Genomic DNA, 21,768 nt, shown 5'->3' on the forward strand with positions numbered 1-21,768 from the left:
AAAGACTACCTTACAAAAAGGCAGTCTGTCGCTGTAATATAGATCTTGCAAAAGAACAGATCGGGTACTAGATTGCATCAATCAACGCGGTTCCATCCAATGGAATTTTTTTTGCAATAATAATGGAATGACATACCTGTAGAGCATCATTTATCTCTTCTTCACTAAGTTCACATTCATTGTTGTTTACTTGTTCCTTTGCCCGTTGTAATTGGTGAAATAATGGCTCAACCGTTTTGGCATATGATATCGAATCTGGGTTATAATTCCGTGAAATGAGTGCCGTTACTATTAGTTCTGATAACAACTTTTTAAGAATCGTTAACCGTTTATTTTTCCTTTCTTGTGTATTTGTAAGCATTAGTAAATCGGAAGGTTGACTTAGCGAGTAAGGTACAATACGCTTCGTTATTTTACTCATAAGACTAACTAACACATGTTTAGAGCCCAACTCTACAACTTCAGTGACTCCCTGTTTAATCAAATAGTTCATCGACTCTAACCATCTTACAGGCATCGTCATCTGCATGGTTAAATAATCCACGACAGATCGATCAGACTCATAGGGTGCTGCTGTAACGTTGGAAATAACCGGGTATTTTTCATGGGCATATTGATATTGATCCAATTCAACTTTGAATTGTTCTGCTGCGGTTTGCATCATGGGAGAATGATAGGGACCACTTACATTGATATACGAATGTTTCGTTCTCAGGGCTTCTGTCCTTTTAATAATTTCTTGTATAGAGTGCCGATGTCCCGAAATGACAAACTGCTGGTCAGCGTTCACACAAGCCACACAAGCAGGGCGCTCGATCGTGGAAACTTGTTTGCATATGTTTTGAAGTGTATCTAAATGAATACCTGAAATGGCGGCCATGGTACCTTTCTGATCCGGGTCTGCATTGTGCATAATGATACCTCGTTGTCTTACCAGTTTAATGGCATCATGAAATGATAGAACACCTGCGCAGACCAGAGCCGAATATTCTCCCAAACTATGCCCAGCCAAATAAGCGGGTTCCATCCCTATTTCTTGCATATACACCTGATATGCTATGACACTAACAGTCAAAAGTGCAGGCTGAGCATTCATCGTCATTGTCAAATCAGCCATGCTACCTTCAAAACATAACTTTCTCAAATCGAAAGAAATGGCATCACTAGCTTCTTCAAATAACTTCTTAGCCACATCAAAGTTATTCCAAAAGTCTCTCCCCATCCCAACCATCTGAGAACCTTGTCCAGGAAACAACAGAGCTACATTACTCATCCAGCATCCTCCATGTATCTACTTTATATTTCATGCACTTCGACAACCATAAACCAATAAATTCCTTGTTTGCAAATTTATAATAAACTTTCATTAGAAGTTATGCAATAACAAAGTCAAAAGGAGGGGCATCTATTTCTATGAACGGAAAAAAATTCGTCATTCTTTTTTGGCTCCCTGTTGCCTCTATATTGGAACATTTAGTGCTGTTCTTTACTGGATCTTGTCTGTAGTCTGAGTACTATGCAAATAGACACCTCCATTGAGGAGATGCCTGTTTTGTTCTAATCTGATCATTCAAGACTCGCGATTCCCCTTATCCTCAGAGAAAAGGATTCCTCTTTATTTCAGATCCGATTTTTTCGCTCGCTTCGTTCTCTGTATCACTCAACATCTGATCTGAAGATCGCACAGTTGAATAATCGTCCTGTAATACAATTACATACATCCCCTTACCTGGAATCCTAACTTGGCATACAGAATTTTCTTTGTTCATGGTGATCAGCTGCTCCATTAAGTCTGATGCCGTTATAACTTCTTTCATCCGAATCCCCTCACCTTTCTACGGATTTACACCTACTGCGAACGGACGTGCCCCCACCGGAATGGTAGCAATCACCGTATTTGTTTCGCCATCGATCACAGAAATGGTATTGTCATCTTGATTGCTTATATAAACTCGATTGGTTAACGGATGGGCGCCCGCTCCGTTTGGATTAATTCCGACAGGAACAGTTGCAATCACCGTATTGGTTAGTCCACTAATTACTGAAACATTATCCGTGTCTCGATTGGGTACGTAAATGGCGTTTGTGGAGGTATTAACCGCTACTTCAGCTGGCGTAACGCCGACTGGAATGGTATCAATGACGGTATTCGTCAATCCATCAATAACGGAAACCGTATTACTGGTAAAATTCGATACATAAATACGGTTGGTCGCTGGATTGACACCTATACGGAATGGATTGACCTGAACGGGTATCGTAGCAATCACTGTATTGGTTGCTCCATCGATCACAGACACAGCATCAGAATTAAAATTAACTGCATAGATCCGATTCGTTAAGGAATTGACGCCTATACCCGTTAAAAAATTGAGTCCCGGAATAGTGATAGTATCAATCACCGTGTTGGTTAATCCATCAATAACAGTTACATCTTCAGTTGTATCCAATGAATTAAAATTTGCTGTATAAATAGCATTGGTCGCTATATCGACCCCTACGTCACCTGCCTCACTCCCAACCGGAACAGAAGCAATTACCGCGTTGGTTACACCATTAATGACGGAAATGGTATTACTGCTTCTGTTTGCGACATAAATACGACTCGTTAATGGATTGACATCAATCCCTGCAGGATTCGTCCCCACAGGAATGGTAGCAATGACCATATTCGTATCGCCATTAATGACGGAAACATCGTTACTATTAAAATTGGCTACATATATGCGGTTGACTGACGTATTATCCCCCTCTATTTCAAGTTCGGAAGAAACTAATCGATGTGCAGCAACAAGCTGGCCGGTTTCATTTTTGCCCCACACGGAAATCTCCGTCTGCTCTATAGCTACACCTTCAACTGTAAAGACAAATTCAAATGCATCAAGATTGGCAAAATAAGTTCTTGTCACTACCTGATCCGGATCAATTGAAATCTGCTCGCTGACATATAAAGTCCTCGTAGAGGTCAGATTATACCCTTGTATCAAAACAACGGATCCATCCAGAGAATTCCTGTTATCAATTTTAACGGTAACTTGTTGTGTTGGCCGTACATCACTGACGGCATTATTCTCGATAGGTCCGGTTGATAGAATGGCCATTTCGATTCTCTCCTTCACTTAGATGTTATGGTTTGATTAGAATCCTTTTGTAAAAATATAAATTGATCTGTTTAAACCAAAAAAAGACCCTGCAATAATATATGCAGGGTCTAAAATAAGGTTTGGGACAAAGGGTGTACGTATTAACTGTTTTCCAGATTGCCTCATTTCTTTATCCCTCAATCAATCCATACTTCACAAAACTATGATACAATCCATCTTCCTCTACTGTTCCAGTAATATCATCTGCAATGGCTTTCAGACCTGGCTTTGCATTACCCATGGCAATTCCGGTGTTACAAAATTCCAACATCTCGGCATCATTCATGCCGTCACCGATGGCAAATGTATCTTCTTGTGACATGCCGAGATGCTTCAGCAAATCGGCGATTGCAATGGCTTTGTGAATGCCAGGGATCATCAGTTCACCACTTCCTTCACCAAAGATCGGCACAGTGCACTGAATGACTTCGAATTTCCCTTCAAACTCTTGCTTGATCCGCTCAAACGGGATGGCTGAGCTCTCCAAGAAACATACTTTGTTCACATCATCCTTGTACAGGTCGGCGTCACCATACGTTAATCCGGCAATAAACGGGTGCGGCTTTAGCTCCTTCTTCTCTCTGGCTACAGGGTCATTCTCCACATCACCATAGATACGGCGTTCCAGGTGAGGTTGAAGATTGCTACTCGCATACAATGCCGAATTGGATTCAAGGTAAAAGTCAATGCCGTTTTCATTGAAAAAATCGACCATATGTCGAACATCTTCCGCTGTTACCCTTTTGTGATATAACACGTCCTTGCCAAACTCCACATAACCCCCACCTGCACCAATCAGACCATCGAATCCGACATCCCAGATGGAATCATAAATTTCTGCTTTGGATCGGCCTGTACATAAATAGAGCAGATGTCCGTTCTCTCTGGCCTGTTTACAAGCCTTCTGTGCTGACAACGGAATACTTCCGTCATCGTCGACCAATGTGCCATCAATATCAATAAAAACAATTTTTCGCTTCATTTCTTGCATCTTCTTATGCCCCCATCATGTATCTCGTATATGTCTATGTTGTTGTATACAAGAGTTATAGTATCATCAATCAATTTTTCCAAAATGTGGTCAGAATTTCGGTTCTGTTACAATGGTTACTTACATGCCAACTTGTCCATATGTACGGTTTGCCAATCATCATCCTGCTCAGCAATAACCGTAAACCCTTGGCGTTTCCAGAAATCTACGGCTCCTGCCAAGAAGCGATGTGTATGCAAATACAGCGTCGTATAGTGCATATCCTTTACCACGTTCTCCAGTTCGTTCATCAACATCGAGCCAATGCCAAACCTACGATACGCGGGATCTACATAACACTTTACTATTTCGGCAGCCGATCGAGCTGCATATCGACCTTCCACAGCTTCGATACGTCCATCATATGGTAATACCCCAATAGAACCGACGATGCCCGCATCCTCCATCATTGCAACAAGAAAGATCGAACCATCGGAGTCCAGATAATGTTCTCTAAACTGCTCGAAGTCTACAGGCAATTTCGTATGATCCATCATCGGAAACACTTCTCTGCGTACACGCATGGCAAAATCAATGGCATCATGAATTTGGTGTGCCTGAACTGGTGTGACTGTCGGTATACTCTGAAGTTGTGTCAATAAAACCACATTCCTTATCCTCTGTATTTAGGAGTTACCTCTCGGCCCTGCCTTAAATCTTGTTCATGCCAAAGCGGCTCTCTTCATATCATCTTACCGAATTTATCCCTTCCTATCAATCTATCTACACTACTATCCAAATTGCAAGAGTGCCCGCGCAGTCTGATAGAGTTCGCATACGATAAGGCGTGTCACAAATCATATTGGAGGGATAAACGCTCATGTGGTTATGGTTAGGTGTTTTTGCTTTCATTTTGCTAGTAATCGGGTTCGTGTATCGTTATCTGGACCAACTTGCCGAGAGCAAGTTTCATCCTCACGCTCCCAAGCAGCTCTTCGTCAAATTTAAGGAAGGTATAACCGAGGATGAGATGCATACCCTTCACAAAAAAGGGAGATGTAAGGTCGCTGAGACCTATGAAGATTTAGGATGGTACCGTGTGGAATCCCGCAAAAAAATGCACCGAATGCTGAAACATTACAAAGATCATGAGCTTATTGAACATGCAGAGCCGAATTACCTCGTTGAGGCTTCCTTCACTCCTAATGACCCTTTCTTTCCTTATCAGTATAACCTGTCCAAAATCAATGCACCCGCTGCATGGGATATTACTCAGAGTAACAGCTCTGTCAAAATCGCCATTATCGATACCGGTGTACAGCTGAATCATCCAGAATTGGCCTCCAAGCTCCTCCCCGGTTATGATTATGTTGATTATGATAACATTCCTGAGGACGGGAACGGCCACGGCACCCATGTAGCCGGGATCGCTGCCTCCGTTACCAACAATGGTGTGGGCATCGCAGGCGCTGCTCCACTCGCATCCATCGTTCCGCTCCGGGTACTGGATAACAAGGGGCAAGGAACGATAGGTAATGTCGGTAATGGGCTTGTCTTTGCTGCCAACAACGGTGTACAGGTTGTTAACCTGAGCCTTGGTGGGCCGATGGGAAATGCTTTCCTTCAAGCTGCCGTACAGTATGCTTGGGATCGAGGAGCTGTGATTATTGCCGCAGCCGGTAACGACAACACTTCTTTCCCAATCGTACCCGCCTCGTATCCCAACGTGATTGCTGTCGCTTCAACCAATCCCTCCGATCTCAAATCCAATTTCTCCAACTATGGTTCCTGGGTGGATATGGCCGCACCGGGTGATACCATACTATCCACATACCTAGGAGGTTCCTATGCCTACCTTAGCGGTACGTCCATGGCTGCCCCTCATGTGGCTGGAGTGGCTGCACTTCTCGCTGCACAAGGGAAAACAAATGCTCAGATTCGGGACGCGCTGTGTTTCGCTTCTGATCCAGTATCAGGCTCCGGGATCTACTGGACATATGGTCGACTGAATGCTTATCAGAGCTTGCAGGTGCCATAATACACCACCTACTATCGCTCATGATTGCACACAGGGCATATCCTTTCCATTTTTCACAAATAAAAAACGAAGGGACATCTGTAAGTAAGATGCTCCTTCGTTTGGTTAAAAAGTATTCGATGTTACACTTTTGCTGCCCAAAGCTCTATTTCAATTTTAATCTCTGGGAGACCTAACGCCGTAATATATCCAATCGTCATTGCAGGATAATCCGTACTAAATAATTGTCCCCACTCGGCATATAAGAAATCCCAATCGATTTCCTCGGTTGCCCATACGTTCACTTTGATAATATGTGCAGCATCTAAGCGCTCAGATTCGAGCACTGTTTTAATATTATTAAATGTATTAGTGACTTGCTCATTCAGACTCTCTGGAAAGAGTCCATTATGATCTGCTCCAATTTGACCCGAAGTCACAAATAACTCTGCATTCCTCGGGATTCTTGTAATATGCGTGTACTGACCTACAGGAGCTGGCATATTTTCTGGATTTGTTCTAGTAATTTTGTCAATATTCATCTGGATTACCTCATCATTCTTAAGATTTTTCTGCGTTATTCCCTAGTTTTCCTCCGATTTTGGGCAGACTTCACCCTTGGAATAGATTCTAGAAAAAGACAGCAGTGGAGTATCCATATCCCGAAGATATAAACGCAAGTGATTTTTTCTTCATGAGTGGATGCTCCTCCCTTCTTAAGTGACAAGATTCTCTTAATTTTTCTATTATATCTGAAAGCCACATCATGGGTCAAATTCATCACCTCATAAACAAAGAGCAATCCCGTAATAACGAGACTGCTCTTTGTTTATTCTATAGCGTTGGACACCTTGTATCAGAAATATTGTGCGCCATTACTCGCAATGACATCTTGGTACCAGTGAAAACTCTTCTTTTTCACTCTGCGAAGTGTACCCGTACCATCATTATTTCGGTCTACATAGATATAGCCATAACGTTTCTTCATCTCTCCGGTACCCGCACTGACCAGGTCAATCGGTCCCCAGCTTGTGTAACCTATGAGCTCTACACCGTCTTGAATCGCTTCAGCCATCTCGGCAAAATGACTATTCAAATATTCGATGCGATAGTCATCTTCTACGGAGTCATTGTCTAACAACACATCGGTTGCTCCAAGTCCATTTTCTACGATAAACAAAGGTTTGCCATAGCGGTCATGCAGTTGATTAAGCGTAATTCGAAGCCCCTTAGGATCAATGGTCCACCCCCACTCGGAAGCTTGCAGATAAGGGTTCTTCACCGAACCAAATACATTGCCTTCTGTCGAATCTTTCAAAATCTCAGGGTCTGTACTGGTGCACCGGCTTGCATAATAGCTAAAACCGATATAATCGACCGTGTTCTGCATCAAGATATCTGCGTCTTCCGGTTGCATGTCAATCCGAATGTCATTTTCCCTGAAAAATCTTTTTGTATAACCTGGATATGCTCCCTTCGACTGCACGTCGATGAAGAAGAATGACTCGCGATCTTTCTCCATGGCTTTCCATACATCATCCGGATTAGAGCTGTATGGATACACCATTCCAGCGGCTAACATACATCCAATCTGTGCATCCGGAATGATCTCATGACAAGCCTTAACAGCAAGTGCACTCGCTACCAATTCATGATGTGCTGCCTGATACAGAATCTGATCTTTGTTTTCACCATCCTGAAGGACAATGCCCGCTCCAATATACGGAAGATGCAGCAACATGTTGATCTCGTTAAACGTCATCCAGTATTTCACTTTATTCTTGTATCGATTGAATAGCGTCGTCGCATATTTCTCAAAGAAACCAATCATCTTACGATTCTTCCAACCGCCGTAAGTTTCGACCAGATGTACAGGTACATCGAAATGGCAGATCGTCACGACAGGTTCAATGTTGTATTTTAATAACTCATCAAAGACATCATCATAAAATTGCAAGCCTGCTTCGTTTGGCTCCGCTTCATCGCCATTAGGGAAAATCCGTGCCCAGGCAATGGAAAGCCTGAGGCACTTAAATCCCATTTCTGCAAATAACGCAATATCTTCCTTATATCGATGATAGAAGTCAATGGCTTCATGTGAAGGATAGAATTCCCCTGTTTTTGGTTCATACGAATCCAGGTTACCCAGAGCAATATTCCATCGATTGGCACCAATCGGAATCAGATCTACCGTTGTTAAACCTTTGCCACCTTCCAGATAAGCACCTTCCAATTGATTCGCTGCGGTTGCTCCTCCCCAGAGAAAATTCTCCGGGAAGGCTGTAAACTTTTCATTCATCGAGGAGTTCCTCCTTAACCATCCTTAGTTAGAATTAGCTTAATACCGTGATCAATTTATCTTTCTCATGAACGGATGCATCTTTTGTTCCTACAACGTCCAGATAATTTGAAGTATTAGTGACAATGATCGGTGTAACCGTCTCATATCCTGCATCCTTAATCGCTTGCAGATCAAACTCAACAATCAGGTCACCTGCGTTAACACGGTCTCCATCTTTCACATGGGTTGTAAAATGTTGACCTTTCAGCTTGACCGTATCCTGTCCAATATGGATCAGCATCTCTACACCATCATCGCTTACAAGACCAATGGCGTGTTTGGTACGATATACGGTTTGAACAACACCTGTGATTGGAGATACCACTCTACCACTGGTTGGACGAATTGCAATCCCTTTACCCATGTGCTCTCCTGCAAACGTTACGTCATTAATTTCGTTCAGTGCAACAACTTCACCAGCCATTGGGCTGACGATTTCGTATCTGCTGTTCGGATTTGGATCAAGTACAGGTGCAGGTGCAGCTACTTTTTCTACCGGATCTTTGAATCCAACCACATACGTCAATACGAAACCAAGAACGAATGCAATCAATGAAGCAACTATAGCCATGTAGAACGCGAAGTCTAATCCTGTTTCTTTATTAATAAAAGTTGGATAACCGAATACGCCAAGTCCGCCAATCATGTATATCTTCGAACCTGCATAACCGAGAATACCGCCTCCGATCCCCCCAGCAATACAACTCATAATAAACGGTTTTTTCAATGGAAGCGTAACACCATAGATCGCAGGCTCTGTTACTCCAAATATACCGGAGATAAATGCTGGTACACTGAGTGTTTTTATTTTCGTATTTTTTGTTTTGAGTAATACGGCAAGTACAGCACCGATTTGAGCAAAAGAAGCAGCAAATGACATTGCGATAACCGGATCAGCGCCTGACGTACTAAGATTTAATAATGCAACCGGAACCAGTCCCCAGTGAAGTCCGAATAATACAAACACTTGCCATAGTCCACCGATAATCAATCCTGTAACAATAGGACTTAATTCATAAATATTAGTAGCTCCCGCGCCAATCAATTGTCCTGCCCATGTGGAGATTGGACCAATGACCAAAAAAGTCGCTGGAACAATTACAAGCAAGGTGAAAAAGGGAACAAGGAATGTGCTTACCACTTTCGGAATAACGTTCTTGAAGAATCTTTCTAATTTTACAGCTACAAATGTCGCTATAATGATTGGGATAACCGATGAAGCGTAGTCCATCAAGATAACCGGCATACCCAGGAACGTAATGTGGATAGGTGATTCAAACAATGTACCTGTAAACAAGGTGTACAGTGGATCTCCTGCCTTAAGACCGCCCAATGTCGGATAAACAAGAGATGCACCTATCGCCATACCCAGAAACGGTGAACCGCCAAACTTCTTGATTGCAGTGTAACCTAGGAAGATCGGGAAGAAGTAGAACAGACAGTCCCCCGTTGCTTTCAATAATTGATACGTTCCGGAATCCTGAGTTATCCAGCCAAAGGCTACAAACATCTCGTTAAAACCTTTGATCATACCTGTGGCAGCCAGCAAACCGAGTAGTGGTGTGAACACACCGGAGATCATGTCGATAAATCGGCTGAACAACCCTACTTTTTTGCCTGAGTTGTCCGTTTCCTCTTCCACTTGTCCTTCACTTGGGAAATTCCCTACTTTAACGACTGCTTTATATACATCCGGCACTTCGTTGCCGATAACAACTTGATATTGTCCACCACTTTGCATGACGGTAATAACACCTGGCAGATTTTTAAGTTCTTCTGTTTTGGCTACGCTTTCATTTTTCAGTTTAAACCGCAGTCTTGTTACGCAATGGAATACACTATTTACGTTCTCGCGACCACCTACACGTGCCAGAATGTCCTTAGCCAATTGATCGTAGTTGCTCATTGTAATTCTCCCTCTCTAAGTAGACTCCCCATGACTTTTGAAACAAATAAAACCTGAACCACTGAACATACACAACATACCGGATCGTCCGGAAATCAGTCGTGTTATTCAGCAATTCAGGTTTTGCCCTTAACGGTTGCAACCCTGTAAGGCTGTACACATTGGTATTTAGTTATTTAGATAACGAAAGTAAGTTACATTCCATACCCTCTGAACTGAGGATGGTCGGCATTGCCTGATTGAACAGTTACAACCCGATTAATGTATGCGCTTACTTCTTGAACTCATCATAGTACATCTGAACTACGTTTGCAACACTTATTTTTATTAATTTCACAAATACATTTTAGTGGCTGAAAATGAAAAAAAGAGACCACTTCAAAACATCAAAGTGGCCTCTATAAAGCTAATGTTCAGATTAATAAAATACGCACTAAAGCAGAATTAACCAATAACCGTAACCAATTTATCCTTTTCTTGCACTTCACGATTTGTTGTTGCAACCACGTCCAAATAATCAGCCGTATTCGTTACAATAATCGGTGTTACGGTCTCATAACCCGCCTCAATAATGGCCTGCAGATCAAATTCAACGATCAGATCGCCAACACTCACACGATCCCCATCTTTCACATGTGCAGTGAAATGTTGACCTTTGAGCTGTACTGTATCCTGACCGATATGGATCAGAATCTCTACACCTTGATCATCTACAAGTCCAATTGCATGTTTGGTACGGTAAATCGTCTGTACCACACCATTAATCGGGGATACAACTCTCCCACTGGTTGGGCGAATAGCAATCCCTTTACCCATATGTTCACCAGCAAATGTAGCATCATTAATTTCTTGCAAAGGAACCACCTCACCCGTCATCGGGCTGGCAATTTCGTAGCGATTGTTTGGATTAGGCTCAAGTGCAGCCTTCTCTTCTTTTACTGGCTCTGGAGCCTGTTTGGCAGCCTCTGGATTAGCAGGATCTTTGAATCCTACAAAATAAACGAGAACAAAACCTAGTACAAAAGCAATGATAGTGGCAATCATGGCCATCCAGAATTCATAGTTGATCCCTTCTGTGGGACTAATTAGCGCTGGAACACCAAAGATTCCTGAAGCAAATACAAACATTTTGGAACCTGCAAATCCAATAATACCACCAGCGGTTGCAGAAGCAATACAACTCATAATAAATGGTTTCTTCAATGGCAAAGTAAGGCCATAAATAGCAGGCTCAGTTACACCAAAAATCCCGGACACAAAGGCAGGAACACCTAGTGATTTGAGTTTGGTATTTTTCGTTTTAAGCATAACGCCAAGAACGGCACCAATCTGAGCAAAGGAAGCAGCAAACATCATGGCCAGAATCGGATCTGCTTTCAGTGTGGACAGATTGAGCAACATAATTGGTACGATACCCCAGTGTAACCCGAAGATCACCAATACTTGCCACAATCCACCAACAACAATACCGGTTACCAACGGACTCAAGTCATAGATGCCCGATACCCCGGCACCAATCAGCTGACTTGCCCATGTCGCAATTGGACCAATCAAGAGGAATGTTACAGGGACAACAATCAGAATTGTAAAGAATGGCGTGAGGAACGTTCTCACAACAGATGGAATGATCTTTTTGAAGAACGCTTCTACCTTTGCTCCAAAATAAGCAGCAATAATAATCGGAATGACGGATGAGGAATAACTCATCAAGATAACGGGAATACCCAGGAACGTGATATGAATCGGTGATTCAAACAATGTGCCTGCAAACAGCGTATAGAGCGGTTCCCCACCACTAAGGCCGGATAAGGTCGGATATACTAGTGATGCTCCGATGGCCATCCCGAGGAATGGAGATCCACCGAATTTTTTCATAGCTGTGTAACCCAGGAAGATTGGGAAGAAGTAGAACAGACAGTCTCCTGCAGCATTCAACAATTGATATGTTCCTGAAGCCGGGTCCAGCCATTCGAGAGAAGCAAACATGGACAGGAAACCTTTGATCATCCCTGTTGCAGCTAGTAATCCGAGAATTGGTGTAAATACACCTGAGATCAAGTCGATAAACTGACCCAGAAGACTCTCTTTTTTACCGGAAGATTCTGAATCATCATTTGAGACTGGTTCATCCGCATTCATATTACCCACCTGTAACAAGGCTTTATAGACATCAGACACTTCGTTACCCACAACGACCTGGTATTGCCCCCCACTTTGCATTACTGTTATGACTCCAGGCAGATTTTTGAGTTCGTCTGTTTTGGCATTATTGTCATTTTTTAATTTGAAACGAAGTCTGGTCGCGCAGTGCACCACGCTGTTAATGTTCTGTTTTCCACCAACGCCAGACAGAATGTCCTTGGCTAATTGCTCGTGTTTCATGAAGTCTTTTCTTCCTTTCTGGCTAGACACGGATTCGGAGCATATTGGAGAGAATAAAAAAACCTGAACATCTGAATGTATGGAACATCCGGTTAACGGTATGTTCTGTCATTCAAGCGTTCAGGTTTTGCCCTAGTGGTTGCAACCCTGCAAGCTGATCTATGGGATTATTCAGAAGTTGCATTCACAACTCTCTCAATATGAATCGTTAAGTACATTAATTCTTCGTCAGTTAGTTGATACGTGTAGTTGCTTTCAATGAATTTCTTGATTTTCTCCGAGCACTTGTGCGCTGCTGGATACTTTTTCTGAATCATCAGGAACAGTTCATCATCGTTGTTGCTCTTGTAATGTTTTCCCTTCACCAAACGTTGGGCGAAAAACTTCAAATGCGTCACAAAGCGATAAAATGTCAGTGAGTTCTCATCAAAATCAATCTTGAAATGATACTTGATGATTGTCAAGATTTCCTGCATGACCTGCGTCATACTCTTGATGTTGGGCATTTCCTCGTTCAAAGCTGCATTGACAAAGTGAAGCGCCATAAAACCGGCTTCGTCCTCGGGCAAGATCACACCAAACTGATCACAGATCATATTGAGCGCTTCCATTCCGACTTCATATTCCTCTTTGTATAACTGCTTTGTCTCCCAGATTAAACCGTTGCGTATGGGCAGATTCTTGCGATACCGCTCAATGGCAAAGTGAATATGGTCTGTGAGATGTAAGTAAATGCTCTCATTTAATTTCTTGCCAAGTTTTAATTTGGCGTAAGCGATGATTTCCTCGGATACTTTCATGTATTCCAGAGGAATGCTTGAGATTAATGCCTTGAAGTTTTCCTGAATATCTTCATTCTGTAAAGTAAATATCTTGTCGATATGCTGCTCGGAAACCATATCACCCGCCCGCTTCTGATAAGCAATCCCACGGCCAATGATAATAACTTCCTGTTCGTCATTCATTGCAACTACAGCATTATTGTTCAGCACCTTCTCGATTTTCACTTTATCACTCCAATATACAGAAAAAGACAAACCAATCCCTTTTCTCAAGGTATACGGCTTTGCCTGATTCAACAGTTACAACCCGATATGTTGTACGCGCTTCCCTCATAATATTACATATTTCTACACAGTGCAACAAAAAGTTAATATCGAATTAGCATGACTCCTGATCTAGGTAAATATACTCACAGGAGTGAGCAAATCAAGAATTATTTTACAGAAATTCACGGTTTATTGTTTTTGCTTTCTTTCTCCAGCTCTGCTTCGATTCTTCGATTAATCATGTTCATTTCTTCTGAACTCAAACGATCGACATCTTTAAATTGCTTATCCATCTCGTACTCTTTCGCCTCACCTTTGTTCATTAACCCCAGATGATTTTTGATATCCCGGACATCTTCACGCATATGCATCGTCTGACGGTAATGATCTATCACAAGTGCGAAAACAATGCCCCCAGCCAAAATCGGACCGAATGGGATCAGATAACATAGAACAAGTCCTATGAGCAAAAATATAACAAAGTACATGATGTAGTGCCCCTCTCATATAAAGTATCTACTTTGCTAAGTTAGACGTTTCTCAGATTACAAATTAAATCGTTTCTGAATTAACTTTGCCACTTCATCCGGGCTCTTGTGTGTGTTCTCAATCCGTATGTAGTGTTCATGTGTGATTTCTCCCGGTTCCGAATTCAATCGATAATGCTTCATCGTATCTAGCAAATCTCGCTCAGACCACGCAATGTCACGCTTGGTTGGTTTATGTAACAGACGATGCGGACTTTTATTGCGCTCTAGTCTTTCTGATGCATCAGCCTCCAGTTCCACATAACAGACCTGTCCTCCATTAGATGTAAACAACTCACTGATCTTACGGATGTATTCACCATCTGACTCCGCGTCCAAAGCCCACACAAATGTAAAAATCAGACCCGGCAAATCACTCTTTGCCACTTCTTCAAAAATCTCCTGCCGGAACAGACTCACCAGTCTTTTGCCTTGTGGTGTACCATAGCTGAAATAAGGAGACACCAATTCAATGGTCATATGGTTATGAAACAATTTAAGCTTTGTTATCTTCTCCAGTTCTTGCCCAACCGTCATTTTGCCCACAGCCTGCGGACCAAAAATAATCACCAATTTCATTTGATCACTCCTGACAAGGTGGTGTTCATTCCATTAATTCAATTTTATGGACATTAAACTCTATAATACCTTCTTTAGGGCAAATAAAAAAGAGGTTTCAAGTGATTCCCTCAACGGGTGAGGGCTTGAAAACTCTTATCTTAAATGAAATATGTTTATTTTAACTTAACGTCCAATCAGTACCCATCCCCACTTCATCCGGCGCAAACCCATCGCACAGATCCATGAGATCAGGAGCGCCACAATATAAGATAGTATGATGCCCACGCTGAAGTGCCGAGCCAGTTCATCTGTGAATTCACGTCTCCAGAAGAGCAGTACGAGTGGATGCATTAAAAACACACCGAACGCAACTGTACCCAAGGAGTCCAGAACACGCGTAGCTTTCCGAAACTCGGTATGTTTTCCTGTGCCGATTCGTTCACTAAAGATCAGTAGGAGCAGGCAGGCTGACAAGGTAAACAGATTACGGAACAGGAACAGCACGGTATAAGTAATAACCGGGTATGCAGCAAAAGCGGTTTTGATAAAAGCATTACCATATATAAAAATGGCACCTCCACCTAACAACGCAGCTATGAGCACATAACGGTGAGTATACAGTTTGTTCAATGCCCACTCAAAGTTCAACCCAACCCATGCGCCAAATCCAATCACGATCAGATAACTGGGTAACAAACTTCCTGTCCGTTCGAAGTGAAACTGCAAATGTAGTGCATAGAAGATCGCTTGGCCCGCAATAAAGAATAATGGCAAATACCGATTAAACAAACGGTGGCGTGTAAGGGACAGAAGCCATGGAAAAACGATATAGAATTGAAGAATAATCAGAAAAAAGTACAAGTGTGTATGAGCGGTTCCCATCACTAATTGTTTGGCAAATTGAACACCATGGGTCAAAGGTTCTTTGCCCGCAAGCAACTGTTTAATGGCAAAATAGATAAGGGACCACACCACATAGGGTACAAATACATTAAATAAACGCTTCTTATAAAAAGCGAGCATCCAACCCTTCTCATTCACCTTGGAGCTGTAGTTGTAGAACAAGACCAGGGAGGACAGGAACAGAAACGCTGGAACGGCAAATTGCAAAAACGTGTTCCAGAAATAATACACATCATGATCTAATGTATGCTTGGGGTAATGCGCAACTGCTGTTGAAGTTGCATGAATAGCTACCACTGCCATGATGGCAAAAGCACGATAGAGATCCAGATACTCAATTCGCCGGGGCCGATTAACCGGTTGATTCATAAAGATAACCTCACTTGTGCCTGATATGGGATGATAGTTTCCGGCCGCAATCCAGATTCTATGCTTCATTTTAATCAGCACACGAGGGTAATACAATCATAATCCATATTATTTTCGTTTTATTTCATCATTATTCTGCATTATTCGACATTCTCTATCCAGAATCGTTCAACAACGTTGCCATTGGACTCCACATAGTCTTCATCCCGAATGCCACCATTTCGAAGGATAACCCTTCTGGAAGGCTCATTAACCGCATCACATACGACCAATACTTTGGAAATTCCAAGCTCTCTCGTTTTCTCCAGAGAAAGCCTGAGAATTTCGGAACCATAGCCATTGTGCCGCTCGCCCGGACGAATACCATAACCAATATGTCCTCCACTATTGAACAATTTATCGTTAAGCTCATGCCTTATATTCACAGCACCCACGATTTGTTGACTCTCCGTGACCAGCCAGTATGTACTGTCTTTGACCCAGTGTTCCGGGATGTCGATCCCTTGTTCATTGCCCTGCAAAAATTCCAACATCTCATCGAAGGCATAAGGATCTTTGGAAATGACCCAAGGTACCATCAATTCTCCACTTCTGACCCAGTCTTCATAAAATGCCAAATATGCTTCCTTATATGCTCGTGATGGTTTAATTAATCTAACTTGTTCTTTCCCCATGGTCATTACATCCTCCCAACAGATATTGATACTGCCACGTTCTCTCTTCCAGGACACGACGTTCTTGCTCTTCCATCAAACAGTCATAAAAGACAGCTTTCACTGCATACGTTGCGGCATGCACCGCATGGTCTTTCACATGGGCCGTTGCAGCTGCGTGTCCCGCCGCACGAGATGCAGCAGAGGCAGCGACATGATCGGCTTCCCGTGCAGCAGCATGAGCTGCAAAAGCCGCCTTTCGAGCATCAACCATGGCAATCTCTCCACGGATCCAACCTCTTCCTGCATTAATGGCATCACGGGCGCGTAGATCCTCCGTCTTCTTCTCAGATATATACAAGACACGTGCCGCACACTCCGCAGCCCAACAGGCCAATGTATGGTGATCCTGTTGCTTAGCCAAATCCTCTATTTCGCGGCGCAAAGGCGCATCTTTAAATGCAGGTTTTGCCATGATCATGCTCCTTTCATTGTTCAAATACTACAAATTCACTCTCAGACAAGTTCCAAAAAGGACCTGCGTGTGTGCAGATCCTCTTCAGGTGTACCTCTTACCGCTTATTCTATCATTATACGGGCTCTGTCAATGTAGCCTCCTGAACATCCCGATCCTTTTTCGCATCCGTGTCTTTGTACGTAAATTGGTAGCTTCCAGATCCAAGTGTGACTTCAACATCGTCTCCAATGTTTTGAATATCCTGAACTCCACTTATCTGATCCAACGGTTTCCCTTGTTCCAGAACGATCTGTGCACCTGTTCCAGGAAGACGTACCGTACCTCTCGTGTTGGCGGGAATATGTACCCGTATCTCCATTTCACCATCCGCCAACCGGTGCCAGCTTGAAGCAACTTGACCATACATCGTCTCCAGACTCGCTTCCACCCAATCCAGTCCAGGTCCGGGTTGCGGCTCGATATGCACCATTCGGAATCCTGGCTGATGTTCATCGGACCGAATGCCAGCAACATAACGATACAACCATTCTCCAATCGCACCGTACGCATAGTGGTTAAATGAGTTCATATCAGCACTCCAGAGACTGCCATCCTCTTTGATCCCATCCCAATGTTCCCAGACAGTCGTTGCGCCTTGAGTCACCTGATATAACCAGGACGGATAATCCTCTTGAAAAAGTAATGTATATGCCAGGTCATGAAGACCCGCATCACTCAATACCGGATTCAGATAAGGTGTACCCACAAAGCCTGTAGTAAGATGATTGCCCGCCTCTTTCACGAGTTTTGCCAATTGATCGACAGCACGAGTTCGGGCAGTGGCGTCCAGCAGGTCAAATTGAAGCGCAAGAACATGTGCTGTTTGCGTAGGAATAGCAATTTTGCCGGCTGGAGTCACGAATTCATTTCTAAACGCATGAACAATGTTTGTATGCAACTCCTTGAAATATTCAGCATCGTCTGTCTTTCCAAGTACCTCAGCTGCTTTTTGAGTTAACGAGACCGAATAGGCATAGAATGCTGTTGCCACATAATCCGTGTCCGTTGCGCCAACATAACTATCAGGCTTGGAGTCCAGTCCCAGCCAATCGCCAAAGTGGAATCCCGTGTTCCACAGATACGGATTGTCACCCTGCACATGAATATACTCGATCCACTGCTTCATACTCTCATATTGTTCGGCCAATAATCTGGCATCCCCATACATCTCATAGATGGTCCAAGGACAGATAACTGCTGCATCACCCCAAGCGGCGGAAGAATGACTGGTGTCTCCCCACCCTTCTGAGGTGGAACTTCTCAGATCCGGAACGAAGAATGGAATACCGCCATCTTCTCCCTGATCCGCTTCCAGATCCCGCAGCCATTTCGTAAAGAAGGGAGCCGTATTCATCAGGTAGGAGGACGTGCGGACAAACATCTGTGCATCCCCGGTCCATCCGAGCCGTTCATCCCTCTGTGGACAGTCTGTCGGCACATCCAGGAAATTCCCCTTTTGCCCCCACAATATATTGTGATGCAGTTGGTTTACCAGCGGACTGGAGCATGAGAACTGACCTGTTGGCTCCATATTTGAGTGCAGCACTATTCCGGTGAATTCATCCAGACGAATGTGTTCCGGAAAGCCAACCAGCTTCACATAGCGGAACCCTTGGAACGTAAAATGTGGTTCAAATGATTCCACGCCATCCCCCTTGCACGTGTAGCGAATACACTGCTTGGCGGCGCGAAGATTATCGGTGTAAAAGTTGCCTTCATGATCCAATATCTCAGCATGGTGCAGCTCAACCGTCTGACCCGTCTCACCTTGAATGCTGAATCTCACCCATCCCACCATATTCTGCCCCATATCTATTACACGATCTCCCTGTGGGGTTGTTAACAAAGCGATTGGCTGTAGCTGTTCTACTTGGGTGACGGGTACATTCTCCTGCGCAACGATGATATCTTTGGGATGCTCCAGTACGTTCACGGGTGACCAATTCGTCTGAGATGAATCCGACCAATCGGACTCCATTCGTGCATCATACATCTCCCCCATATAGATGTCCGACATACGAATGGCACTTGGAGCAGCCGTCCACTCCCCATTGGAGAGAATACATTCCTCCGATCCATCTGCGTATTTCATATGCAATTCCAGCAGCAATGCGGAAGTTGAACCAAATATCTCCCGTTCTTTGTTCCAGCCAAGATACCCTCGGTACCAGCCATCACCCAGATAAGCGCCTAATATGTTCTGCCCATCCTGAAGTAGATGAGTTACATCATAGGTTTGATATTGTAATCGCTTACGATAAGAGGTCCAACCAGGTGTAAAATAATCTTCTCCTACTCTTGTGTTGTTCATATGCAACTCGTATAATCCAAGTGCTGTAACATATATGCGGGCAGAAGTAACAGGTTGTTTCACATTAAACTGCTTGCGCATACGCGGGCATGACGTATCTCCATCATCTGATGGTTGAGCTGTGATCCATTCTGCTTGCCACTTGTTATGACTATCCATAAGCCCCATCTCGAAATAAGCCGATTCGGACCAGCCCGAATCATTTCCTGCATCATCCCATGCCTGAATCCGGTAATAGTATCGCGTCTGTGGAGAAGGCTGAAAATGGTTTAATTCCACATGTATGGATTGATCCGTACTTATCTCGCCAGAATCCCATGCAATTCCATCAAAATCTTCCGTCAATGACAGCTGAATCTGGTAAGCGGATTGCATGCAGCTCCGACGATCGGATTGCAGCTGCCAGCTTAAACGCGGTGATTTGACATCAAGGCCTATCGGATTAATTCTATACTCACAGCGAAGGTGACTAACGTTGAACATTAGCAGATCGTCCTTTCCATCTTGGCTTCCCATTCGGGGTTACGATATAATTATATCGATCCTGTTGCCCTAAATACCCGGTAATCAGGACTATTTCATCCGGTGATTCAGCCATCTGTGCGAGGAGGTTGCTTGTGAATTCATCTGTACAACTCATGAAAAGTGAATACTTTCTGCATAATCATTTGCAACTTTTTGTCAATCGTTGCTCTGAAGATTTTGTGCTTCCTTTTCACGCACATGATTTTATTGAATATAGCTACGTTGCCGAAGGAAAGGGCTTTCATCATATCGGTGAAGATGTCATTCCGGTGACAAAGGGGATGCTGTTTGTCATTCCTGTCGGCGTTCCTCATGTCTTTCGTCCTGTCAGCACCAACGTAACCGAGCATCCGTTAATTATATATAATTGCTTATTTAATGCTGAATTGATCCACACGCTGACAGCAATCATTCAGGAAAAAGAAATCATTCAACATCTGATGGATCTGGAACAAAATCAGGTTCCTTATATATCCGTTGTGGATCACAACGACCGGATTGAAGAACTAATGGTGAAGCTGTACCGTGAATCCTCCGTTCCGGGAATCGGTTCGTCTACCATGTTATACACCTTGGTAAGCCAGTTGGTATTGATGACCTACAGACAACTTTATCAAAAGGAACATGATGAAGAGAATCATTCCACCGGTTTTGATTACATTCTTCATTATCTCAAACAACACGTAAGCACTCGTATTCGGATGTCTGATCTGGTCCGTGTATCAGGCTGGAGCGAGAAGCAAATTGGACGAATGTTTCTGCGACATACCGGTCAGACCTTTAGCAGCTATCTGCAACACCTGCGTATACAAAAAAGCTGCGAACTTCTAAAGGGTTCACAGCACAAAGTCAGTCTGATTGCCGAGCTGGTCGGATATCGGGATATGGATTCATTCTATGCTGCATTCAGAAAAATAACAGGCGAAACACCTCTCGCCTATCGCAAAAAATCCAGAGCATAGCACTCTGGACAATAAGATTTACTTTCAGACACCAACAACTTGTAACACTTCATCTATGTATGCCTTGGCCTCTTTCCATGAAGACATCAACGGAAAGTTGTATCGCTCACGCTCCTGTATATTCCACGGATGTGGGATACAGATGACCTTTTTGCCGTCCTCATGCGCGGGGATCAGGTTATGTGCTCCATCATCAATGAGCAGATCGAAACCGAGCAAGTTTTTTCTTTTGCATGTAATAAACTGTTCTGCGGTTATAAAAGGCATATGCTGCTGAAGCCAGTTCCACTTCTCAACGACTGTTCTTGGTTCTGCTGCCGTCACAACAATCACATCATAAGCATCGTTCAGCTTTCGCATCTCATCTACAACATATTCGTCGTATAACTCCAATTCCTCGAACAGACCCGGCCGACCATAAAATACATCATGCGTGCTCTCTGGATGACGCAAATGGGATGTATCCCAATGAATCATATCCTCGTAGCGCAACGGATGGGTCGGGAAGTTGAGGTTGTTGTGATATATAGCCCGCTTGACCAGATGACATATCGTGTCATCCATATCTACAGCAATAATAGGCTTCTTCATGGTTATCCCTCCCCCAATACGATCACAGTATACCATCCAGA

General features: G+C 43.4%; 19 protein-coding genes. 2 read left to right on the forward strand and 17 right to left on the reverse strand.

From position 1 onward, the window contains the following. Window positions 1-67: 67 nt before the first annotated feature. The 5 genes from fabD to MHH92_RS17765 form a co-directional block, all read right to left on the reverse strand. Window positions 68-1,273: an ACP S-malonyltransferase gene (gene fabD, locus MHH92_RS17745; protein ID WP_340905305.1), complete on the reverse strand. Its 1,206-nt coding sequence runs from the start codon at window positions 1,271-1,273 to the stop codon at window positions 68-70. Window positions 1,274-1,595: 322 nt separating this feature from the next. Next, window positions 1,596-1,817, reverse strand: coding sequence for a hypothetical protein (locus MHH92_RS17750; protein ID WP_036672792.1), 222 nt, complete (start codon window positions 1,815-1,817; stop codon window positions 1,596-1,598). A gap of 18 nt (window positions 1,818-1,835) precedes the next feature. Next, window positions 1,836-3,101: a YncE family protein gene (locus tag MHH92_RS17755; protein ID WP_340905307.1), complete on the reverse strand. Its 1,266-nt coding sequence runs from the start codon at window positions 3,099-3,101 to the stop codon at window positions 1,836-1,838. 172 nt (window positions 3,102-3,273) lie between these two features. After that, entirely contained in the window at window positions 3,274-4,134 is an 861-nt protein-coding gene (locus MHH92_RS17760; protein WP_340905309.1) for a Cof-type HAD-IIB family hydrolase, read from the reverse strand. Window positions 4,135-4,250: 116 nt separating this feature from the next. Then, entirely contained in the window at window positions 4,251-4,772 is a 522-nt protein-coding gene (locus MHH92_RS17765; RefSeq protein ID WP_083669705.1) for a GNAT family N-acetyltransferase, read from the reverse strand. Between the two features lie 221 nt (window positions 4,773-4,993). Between MHH92_RS17765 and MHH92_RS17770 the strand changes: the two genes are divergently transcribed. Continuing rightward, entirely contained in the window at window positions 4,994-6,151 is a 1,158-nt protein-coding gene (locus MHH92_RS17770) for a S8 family peptidase (RefSeq protein WP_340905311.1), read from the forward strand. A gap of 122 nt (window positions 6,152-6,273) precedes the next feature. Here the strand turns inward: MHH92_RS17770 and MHH92_RS17775 are convergent, their stop codons facing one another. The 11 genes from MHH92_RS17775 to MHH92_RS17825 form a co-directional block, all read right to left on the reverse strand. Then, window positions 6,274-6,672 carry a RidA family protein gene (locus MHH92_RS17775; RefSeq protein ID WP_036672797.1) on the reverse strand — a complete coding sequence of 133 codons (399 nt, stop codon included), beginning with the start codon at window positions 6,670-6,672 and terminating at the stop codon, window positions 6,274-6,276. A 314-nt stretch (window positions 6,673-6,986) separates the two neighbouring features. Next, a complete protein-coding gene (locus MHH92_RS17780) occupies window positions 6,987-8,429 on the reverse strand; it encodes a 6-phospho-beta-glucosidase (RefSeq protein ID WP_340905313.1) in 1,443 nt (480 codons plus the stop codon). 34 nt (window positions 8,430-8,463) lie between these two features. Beyond that, window positions 8,464-10,377, reverse strand: a complete 1,914-nt coding sequence (locus MHH92_RS17785) for a beta-glucoside-specific PTS transporter subunit IIABC (protein WP_036672802.1) — start codon at window positions 10,375-10,377, stop codon at window positions 8,464-8,466. A 444-nt stretch (window positions 10,378-10,821) separates the two neighbouring features. Further along, on the reverse strand, window positions 10,822-12,759 hold the full coding sequence (locus tag MHH92_RS17790) for a beta-glucoside-specific PTS transporter subunit IIABC (protein WP_340905316.1): 1,938 nt from the start codon (window positions 12,757-12,759) through the stop codon (window positions 10,822-10,824). A gap of 167 nt (window positions 12,760-12,926) precedes the next feature. After that, on the reverse strand, window positions 12,927-13,766 hold the full coding sequence (gene licT / locus MHH92_RS17795) for a BglG family transcription antiterminator LicT (RefSeq protein WP_036613486.1): 840 nt from the start codon (window positions 13,764-13,766) through the stop codon (window positions 12,927-12,929). Between the two features lie 224 nt (window positions 13,767-13,990). Next, window positions 13,991-14,296 carry a hypothetical protein gene (locus MHH92_RS17800; protein ID WP_340017728.1) on the reverse strand — a complete coding sequence of 102 codons (306 nt, stop codon included), beginning with the start codon at window positions 14,294-14,296 and terminating at the stop codon, window positions 13,991-13,993. Window positions 14,297-14,353: 57 nt separating this feature from the next. Continuing rightward, window positions 14,354-14,914, reverse strand: a complete 561-nt coding sequence (locus tag MHH92_RS17805; protein WP_340905318.1) for an AAA family ATPase — start codon at window positions 14,912-14,914, stop codon at window positions 14,354-14,356. Between the two features lie 165 nt (window positions 14,915-15,079). Then, complete coding sequence (locus MHH92_RS17810; RefSeq protein ID WP_340905319.1) at window positions 15,080-16,168, reverse strand: acyltransferase; 1,089 nt, start codon at window positions 16,166-16,168, stop codon at window positions 15,080-15,082. Window positions 16,169-16,308: 140 nt separating this feature from the next. Beyond that, entirely contained in the window at window positions 16,309-16,848 is a 540-nt protein-coding gene (locus MHH92_RS17815; RefSeq protein WP_340905320.1) for a GNAT family N-acetyltransferase, read from the reverse strand. Further along, on the reverse strand, window positions 16,823-17,296 hold the full coding sequence (locus tag MHH92_RS17820; RefSeq protein ID WP_340905322.1) for a putative immunity protein: 474 nt from the start codon (window positions 17,294-17,296) through the stop codon (window positions 16,823-16,825). The genes MHH92_RS17815 and MHH92_RS17820 overlap by 26 nt, the downstream gene beginning before the upstream one ends. A 115-nt stretch (window positions 17,297-17,411) precedes the next feature. Next, window positions 17,412-20,132, reverse strand: coding sequence for a family 78 glycoside hydrolase catalytic domain (locus MHH92_RS17825; protein WP_340905323.1), 2,721 nt, complete (start codon window positions 20,130-20,132; stop codon window positions 17,412-17,414). Between the two features lie 134 nt (window positions 20,133-20,266). Here MHH92_RS17825 and MHH92_RS17830 point away from each other — a divergent pair, with 134 nt between their 5' ends. Further along, window positions 20,267-21,136 carry an AraC family transcriptional regulator gene (locus tag MHH92_RS17830; protein WP_340905326.1) on the forward strand — a complete coding sequence of 290 codons (870 nt, stop codon included), beginning with the start codon at window positions 20,267-20,269 and terminating at the stop codon, window positions 21,134-21,136. Window positions 21,137-21,160: 24 nt separating this feature from the next. Here the strand turns inward: MHH92_RS17830 and MHH92_RS17835 are convergent, their stop codons facing one another. Further along, on the reverse strand, window positions 21,161-21,727 hold the full coding sequence (locus MHH92_RS17835) for a 5' nucleotidase, NT5C type (protein WP_036613472.1): 567 nt from the start codon (window positions 21,725-21,727) through the stop codon (window positions 21,161-21,163). Window positions 21,728-21,768: the final 41 nt, after the last annotated feature.

Source organism: Paenibacillus sp. FSL M7-1414 (assembly GCF_038003195.1).
Classification (GTDB): domain Bacteria; phylum Bacillota; class Bacilli; order Paenibacillales; family Paenibacillaceae; genus Paenibacillus; species Paenibacillus amylolyticus.

Coding starts and splice junctions, on each gene's coding strand:
- fabD (WP_340905305.1), bottom strand. CDS start 1,273: ATGAGTAATGTAGCTCTGTTGTTTCCTGGACAAGGTTCTCAGATGGTT.
- MHH92_RS17750 (WP_036672792.1), bottom strand. CDS start 1,817: ATGAAAGAAGTTATAACGGCATCAGACTTAATGGAGCAGCTGATCACC.
- MHH92_RS17755 (WP_340905307.1), bottom strand. CDS start 3,101: ATGGCCATTCTATCAACCGGACCTATCGAGAATAATGCCGTCAGTGAT.
- MHH92_RS17760 (WP_340905309.1), bottom strand. CDS start 4,134: ATGCAAGAAATGAAGCGAAAAATTGTTTTTATTGATATTGATGGCACA.
- MHH92_RS17770 (WP_340905311.1), top strand. CDS start 4,994: ATGTGGTTATGGTTAGGTGTTTTTGCTTTCATTTTGCTAGTAATCGGG.
- MHH92_RS17775 (WP_036672797.1), bottom strand. CDS start 6,672: ATGAATATTGACAAAATTACTAGAACAAATCCAGAAAATATGCCAGCT.
- MHH92_RS17780 (WP_340905313.1), bottom strand. CDS start 8,429: ATGAATGAAAAGTTTACAGCCTTCCCGGAGAATTTTCTCTGGGGAGGA.
- MHH92_RS17785 (WP_036672802.1), bottom strand. CDS start 10,377: ATGAGCAACTACGATCAATTGGCTAAGGACATTCTGGCACGTGTAGGT.
- MHH92_RS17790 (WP_340905316.1), bottom strand. CDS start 12,759: ATGAAACACGAGCAATTAGCCAAGGACATTCTGTCTGGCGTTGGTGGA.
- MHH92_RS17800 (WP_340017728.1), bottom strand. CDS start 14,296: ATGTACTTTGTTATATTTTTGCTCATAGGACTTGTTCTATGTTATCTG.
- MHH92_RS17805 (WP_340905318.1), bottom strand. CDS start 14,914: ATGAAATTGGTGATTATTTTTGGTCCGCAGGCTGTGGGCAAAATGACG.
- MHH92_RS17810 (WP_340905319.1), bottom strand. CDS start 16,168: ATGAATCAACCGGTTAATCGGCCCCGGCGAATTGAGTATCTGGATCTC.
- MHH92_RS17815 (WP_340905320.1), bottom strand. CDS start 16,848: ATGACCATGGGGAAAGAACAAGTTAGATTAATTAAACCATCACGAGCA.
- MHH92_RS17820 (WP_340905322.1), bottom strand. CDS start 17,296: ATGGCAAAACCTGCATTTAAAGATGCGCCTTTGCGCCGCGAAATAGAG.
- MHH92_RS17825 (WP_340905323.1), bottom strand. CDS start 20,132: ATGTTCAACGTTAGTCACCTTCGCTGTGAGTATAGAATTAATCCGATA.
- MHH92_RS17835 (WP_036613472.1), bottom strand. CDS start 21,727: ATGAAGAAGCCTATTATTGCTGTAGATATGGATGACACGATATGTCAT.